Here is a 375-nt window from a genome sequence, read left to right as displayed (position 1 = left end):
GATCAGGGTGTAACGAGTCTCCGGAACATAGTAACAAAATACTCTCGTGCAGCCTCTCGATCCTTATCCACCTGGAGGTTACCCTCAGCGTCGAGTCGGTTGAGTTGTGCGTTCAGTTCAAGATACTTCTTCATACTGCTCCTTAATCTTGTTGAGTGTGTACGCCTGCTCGCGGGTGGGCACCATGTCGATCATGGTGACGAGCGGAACATCAAACGCGGTGGCGATGTCCTTAGCGCCAAAGCAAAAATCTTCCCCGAACGTTGTGTTACCGACTCCGATAACGCCATACATACAGTGGCCTTGCAGGCTGAGAAACTGGAGGATAACGTCCGGCACACCGCCCCCGGTGCGGGGAGAGCCGTAAGTCGGCAC

2 protein-coding genes are annotated in these 375 nt (G+C 54.1%); both read right to left on the bottom strand.

From position 1 onward, the window contains the following. Window positions 1–2: 2 nt before the first annotated feature. Window positions 3–134 (bottom strand): hypothetical protein, encoded by a 132-nt coding sequence (locus ACXIUA_RS00325; protein WP_457975869.1) that lies wholly within the window; start codon window positions 132–134, stop codon window positions 3–5. After that, a partial coding sequence (locus ACXIUA_RS00320; protein WP_457975868.1) for a class Ib ribonucleoside-diphosphate reductase assembly flavoprotein NrdI occupies window positions 118–375 on the bottom strand: 258 nt, incomplete at its 5' end. The genes ACXIUA_RS00320 and ACXIUA_RS00325, both read right to left, overlap by 17 nt.

This window comes from Corynebacterium sp. UMB8791 (assembly GCF_054166365.1).
This window is presented reverse-complemented; position numbering and strand designations above follow the sequence as displayed.